Genomic DNA, 4,797 nt, shown 5'->3' with positions numbered 1-4,797 from the left:
GCCGTGGGGGGTGCGGTCGGCTCCGGTGGCGTGGGGGCGGGTGGCTCCGTGGGTGGTGCGGGGGCTGGACCGGCGGCGCCTGTCGCCTTGAACACGGCCACCGTGGAACAGCTCGACACCTTGCCGGGCGTCGGGCCGGTGCTCGCGCAGCACATCGTCGACTACCGCACCCAGCACGGCGGATACCGGTCCGTGGACGAACTGCGCGAGGTGAACGGCATCGGTGACCGGCGCTTCGCCGACCTGCGAAATCTCGTGCAGCCATGAGCCGGGAACCGAACACACCGCAATCGGGGAGTCCGCCTCGGCGTGCCATGGCGGGAGCCGTACACGAGGAGCCTGGCCCGCTCGACGACCAGGCCACCCCCGCCCGGGCAGCTCGCGTCCGCCGGTCCGTGCACGCCACCTCGGGGAAACGGCTGGGGGCGGCCAACCCCCGGCAGGAAGGGCCGACAGACCTGCGCCTGGTGCCGCCCGCGCTGGCGGCCTGGGCGACGGCGGCACTGACGCTGGATGTCCCGCCCGACTGGGTCACCGGCATCGCGGTCGTCTGTTCGGTCATCGCCGGAGTGCTCCTGCTGGCCCGCCGTCCCTCGGAGGCACCCGGTCCGACGCCGGTGCGACAACCCCGGTGGGCCAACTGGTCGCGGGTCTCCGTGGCCGCCGTACTGCTCTGTGTCGCCGCGGCCGCCGCCTCCGCCGGACTGCACGGGGCCGATCTGCGGCGGGGGCCCGTACCGGATCTGGCGCGACAGTACGCCGGTGTGACGGCCGAGTTGGAGGTCACCTCCGATCCACGCCTCACCCGGCCCCGGATCCAGGGCGCTCACGCCGCGCCGAGCGCCGTACTGCTCGACGCCGAGGTCCGGCGGATCGAGTCGACGGACGGGAGCACGACGGCGACGCGGACGCCCGTGCTCGTGACCGTCGACCTGAGCGCGAAGCCGACCAGGACGGGACCCTTACGCCGGTCGGCCGCCAAGTCGGCGGGCGGGCCGGAGCATTCACCCTGGCTCCGGTTGTTGCCGTCCACGCGGCTGCGGGTGACCGGACGGCTCGTGCCCCCGTTGACGGGCGGTGACCGGATCGCGGCCGTGCTGCGGGTACGGGGCCAGGCGGCGCCGATGGTGGTGGGGGAACCGTCGGCTCCACAGCGGTTCGCGGGGCGGCTGCGCGCGGGGCTGCGGGACGCCACCGAGGACCTACCGGAGGATGCGCGGGCGCTGCTGCCCGGGCTGGTCGTCGGGGACACCTCACGCGTCACACCCGAGCTGGACGAGGCGTTCCAGGAGACCGACCTTACGCATCTGATGGCCGTCAGTGGTGCGAACTTCACGATCCTCCTCGCCCTGCTCATCGGCCCGCCCGCCCTCGCCCAGCAGGTCGAACGGCGTGGCCTCGCACCCCGCCTCGGCCTCTCCCTCCGGACGACCGCGTTGTTCGGAGGTGTGCTCACCCTGGGATTCGTCATCGTGTGCAGACCCGATCCGAGTGTGCTGCGGGCCGCGGCCTGTGGATCCGTCGCGCTGCTCGCCCTCGCGACCGGACGCCGACGCTCGCTGATCCCGGCGCTGGCGACAGCGGTTCTGCTGCTGGTGCTGTACGACCCGTGGTTGGCGCGGAGTTACGGCTTCCTGCTCTCCGTCCTCGCCACCGGCGCGCTTCTCACCCTCGCGCCCCGCTGGAGCCCGGCGCTGTGCAGGCGTGGGGTGCCGCCGCGACTGGCCGAGGCGCTGGCAGCGGCCGGTGCGGCGCAGGCCGTGTGCGCGCCGGTCGTGGCTGTGCTGTCGGCGCGGGTGAGCCTGGTGGCGGTGCCGTGCAACCTGCTCGCCGAGTTCGCCGTCGCCCCGGCCACCGTCCTGGGCTTCGCCGCGCTGGCCACCGCGCCGGTCGCCATGCCGGTGGCCGGGGCGCTGGCCTGGGGCGCGAGTTGGCCCGCGGGGTGGATCGTCGACATCGCCCGTACGGGGGCGGCGCTGCCCGGCGGGGGAATCGACTGGCCGGGCAGCTGGACCGGTGCGCTGCTGCTGGGGCTGTGCATGGTGCTCGTCGTGTTCGTCGGCGCGAGGCTGTTGAAGCATCCCTGGTGGTGCGCCGCGTGCGGGGTGCTGTTGCTCCTGGTGGTGGTCCGGCCGGCGCCGCTGACCAGGGTGATCACCGGGTGGCCGCCACCGGGGTGGCGGTACGCGATGTGCGACGTGGGGCAGGGGGACGCGACCGTGCTCGCGGCGGGCGAAGGCACCGGTGTCGTCGTTGACGCCGGACCCGACCCGGTACTGGTCGACCACTGTCTGCGCGACCTCGGGATCACCAAGGTGCCCCTCGTGATCCTCACGCACTTCCACGCGGACCACGTCGCCGGGCTGCCCGGCGTACTGCGTGGGCGATCGGTGGGCGCGATCGAGACGACGGGGTTCGAAGAGCCCGAGGACCAGGCCGAGTTCGTGCTGAGGGAGGCGGCGGCCCGACGCATCCCGGTGACGCGTGCCGTCGCCGGTGAGCGGCGGCGGACGGGTGACCTCGACTGGGAGGTGCTGTGGCCCCGGCCGGCCCCCGCACCCGAGCCGGAGGGCGCCAACGACGCCAGTGTCACGCTGCTCGTACGCTCGGCGGGGCTGCGCCTGCTGCTTCTCGGGGACCTGGAACCCCCGGCCCAGCGCGCGCTGTTGAGTTCGCCGGCCGCCGAGAGCGTGCGCGCCGTGGACGTCCTGAAGGTCGCCCACCACGGCTCGGCCTATCAGGACCCCGACCTCATACGGGCGGCGGCCCCGAGACTGGCGCTCATCTCGTGCGGCGCGGACAACACGTACGGCCACCCCGCTCCCAGCACGGTGGCCGCACTCAGGGACGGGGGTGCCGTGGTGCTGAGGACGGACGAGGACGGGGCGTTGGCGGTCGTCGGCGAGGGCCGGGAGCTGCGGGTGGCGCGGGACTGAGGCGGTGAACTCCGCGTAGGTTGCGGTGCCTACCTCCGTAGGCGAACTCCGCACCGGCTGAGACGCCTAACTCCGTCGGCCAGGTGTCGAATGCAGGTGTCGCCTACCTCCGACGCAGGTGTACGGCGGCGAGGAGCGGCTCGGAATCGCGCACGACCGTCTCGCGCGGCGGGTGCGTACGGTGGACGGCGGTGACTGGCTGGTCGACGTGGGCTTCGGGGCGCACAGTCACTGTCCGCCGGCGATCGGGCGGCGGCGCGAGCGGGAGGATCTGGGCGGTACGTTCCTGATCATTGAGGCGGGACAGGACTCAGCGCGGGGCGCGGGGCGGACCCGGGAGCGGGCGACGTGGACGTGGTTCGGGACGGTGGCCGCGTGTATCGGCTGGAGCTGCGGTCCCGAGCTCCGGGGGACGTTGTGGCCGGGGCGCGGTGAAACAGCACCTCACCGGAGTCGCACTTCGGTGTCGGCGGTGCTGAGCGTGCGGAAGTCTGGTGGGGGTGCCTGAGGCGGTGCGATCGGGGTGCTTGTCCCGGCGTTGGCTGCGTGGGCTTGCGTGATCGCACAGCGTGTTCGGCGTAGCGGAAAATGTCTTCGTGAGCGATGTGAGACATGTGCTGGTGCTGCCCGACCGTGATGCCGCCGAGGACGTGGTGGAGGCGCTGCGTGACCGGTTCGGTATCGGGGAGGAGCCGCAGCTCGTACGGGAAGCGCTGGCCGGTGAGGACGATGCCGAGGACGCGCAGTGGCTCGTCGTGCTGACGGACTCGGCCGGGCGGCTGGACGCGAGCGAGTTGGACGAGTTCGTGGGGGAGTGGGAGGGGTGGCGGGAGGAGCCCTAGCCCGGGAGCGGGAGCGGGAACGGGAGTAGGGCGGTGGGGGGTGTGGGCGGGCGGGGTTGTCAGTGGCTCGTGGGATGCTTTTGAGGATGGCCAAGAAGACCGCACAAGACGACCCTCTCGCCCCCGTCACGCTTGCCGTGGGCCAGGAGGACCTCCTGCTCGACCGTGCCGTGCAGGAGGTGGTGACCGCCGCCCGGGCCGCCGACGCCGACACGGACGTACGAGATCTGACCTCGGACCAGTTGCAGCCGGGGACGCTGGCCGAGCTGACCAGTCCGTCGCTCTTCGCGGAGCGGAAGGTCGTGGTCGTACGCAACGCGCAGGATCTGTCGGCCGACACGGTCAAGGATGTGAAGGCGTACTTCGGGGCGCCCGCCGAGGAGATCACCCTCGTGCTGTTGCACGCGGGCGGAGTCAAGGGCAAGGGGCTGCTCGACGCGGCCCGCAAGGTGGGGGCACGTGAGGTGGCGTGTCCCAAGATGACGAAGCCGGCGGACCGGCTGGCGTTCGTGCGGTCCGAGTTCCGGGCGACGGGAAGATCCGCCACGCCCGAGGCGTGTCAGGCGCTCGTCGACTCGATCGGGAGTGATCTGCGGGAGCTGGCGTCCGCGGTGACTCAGCTCGTCGCGGATGTCGAGGGGACGATCGACGGGGCCGTGGTCGGGCGGTACTACACGGGGCGGGCGGAGGCGTCGAGCTTCGAGGTCGCCGACCGGGCTGTCGAGGGGCGGGCGGCGGAGGCGCTGGAGGCGCTGCGGTGGTCGTTGTCGACCGGGGTGGCGCCGGTGATGATCACCAGTGCGTTGGCGCAGGGCGTGCGGGCGATCGGGAAGCTGTCGTCCGCGCGGGGTGGGCGGCCGGCGGATCTCGCGCGGGAGCTGGGGATGCCGCCGTGGAAGATCGACCGGGTGCGGCAGCAGATGCGGGGGTGGACTCCGGATGGGGTTGCTGAGGCGTTGCGGGCGGTGGCTGAGGCTGATGCGGGGGTGAAGGGGGGCGGGGATGATGCTGCGTACGCG

4 protein-coding genes and 1 pseudogene are annotated in these 4,797 nt (G+C 72.9%); all 5 read left to right on the top strand.

Annotated features, from left to right (window positions below; translation table 11 throughout):
- Nucleotides 1-267, top strand: a 267-nt coding sequence (locus tag ADL01_RS17350; RefSeq protein WP_199834850.1) for a ComEA family DNA-binding protein, incomplete at its 5' end; no start/stop codon positions are given.
- A gap of 47 nt (nucleotides 268-314) precedes the next feature.
- Entirely contained in the window at nucleotides 315-2,936 is a 2,622-nt protein-coding gene (locus tag ADL01_RS17345) for a ComEC/Rec2 family competence protein (RefSeq protein WP_199834849.1), read from the top strand.
- Between the two features lie 115 nt (nucleotides 2,937-3,051).
- Nucleotides 3,052-3,368: pseudogene (locus ADL01_RS17340) on the top strand (arylamine N-acetyltransferase); the annotation flags it as partial.
- A 164-nt stretch (nucleotides 3,369-3,532) separates the two neighbouring features.
- A complete protein-coding gene (locus ADL01_RS17335) occupies nucleotides 3,533-3,778 on the top strand; it encodes a hypothetical protein (protein WP_053742910.1) in 246 nt (81 codons plus the stop codon).
- Between the two features lie 86 nt (nucleotides 3,779-3,864).
- On the top strand, nucleotides 3,865-4,797 hold a 933-nt coding region (holA, locus tag ADL01_RS17330; protein WP_199834848.1), incomplete at its 3' end, for a DNA polymerase III subunit delta.

Source organism: Streptomyces sp. NRRL WC-3618 (assembly GCF_001280005.1).
In the GTDB taxonomy this organism is placed as follows: Bacteria; Actinomycetota; Actinomycetes; order Streptomycetales; family Streptomycetaceae; genus Streptomyces.
The sequence above is the reverse complement of the archived record's forward strand: the minus strand, read 5'-3'. Positions and strand labels throughout refer to the sequence as shown.

Excerpts from the sequence above, each read along its gene's own strand:
- ADL01_RS17345 (WP_199834849.1), top strand. The coding sequence starts at position 315 with ATGGCGGGAGCCGTACACGAGGAGCCTGGCCCGCTCGACGACCAGGCC.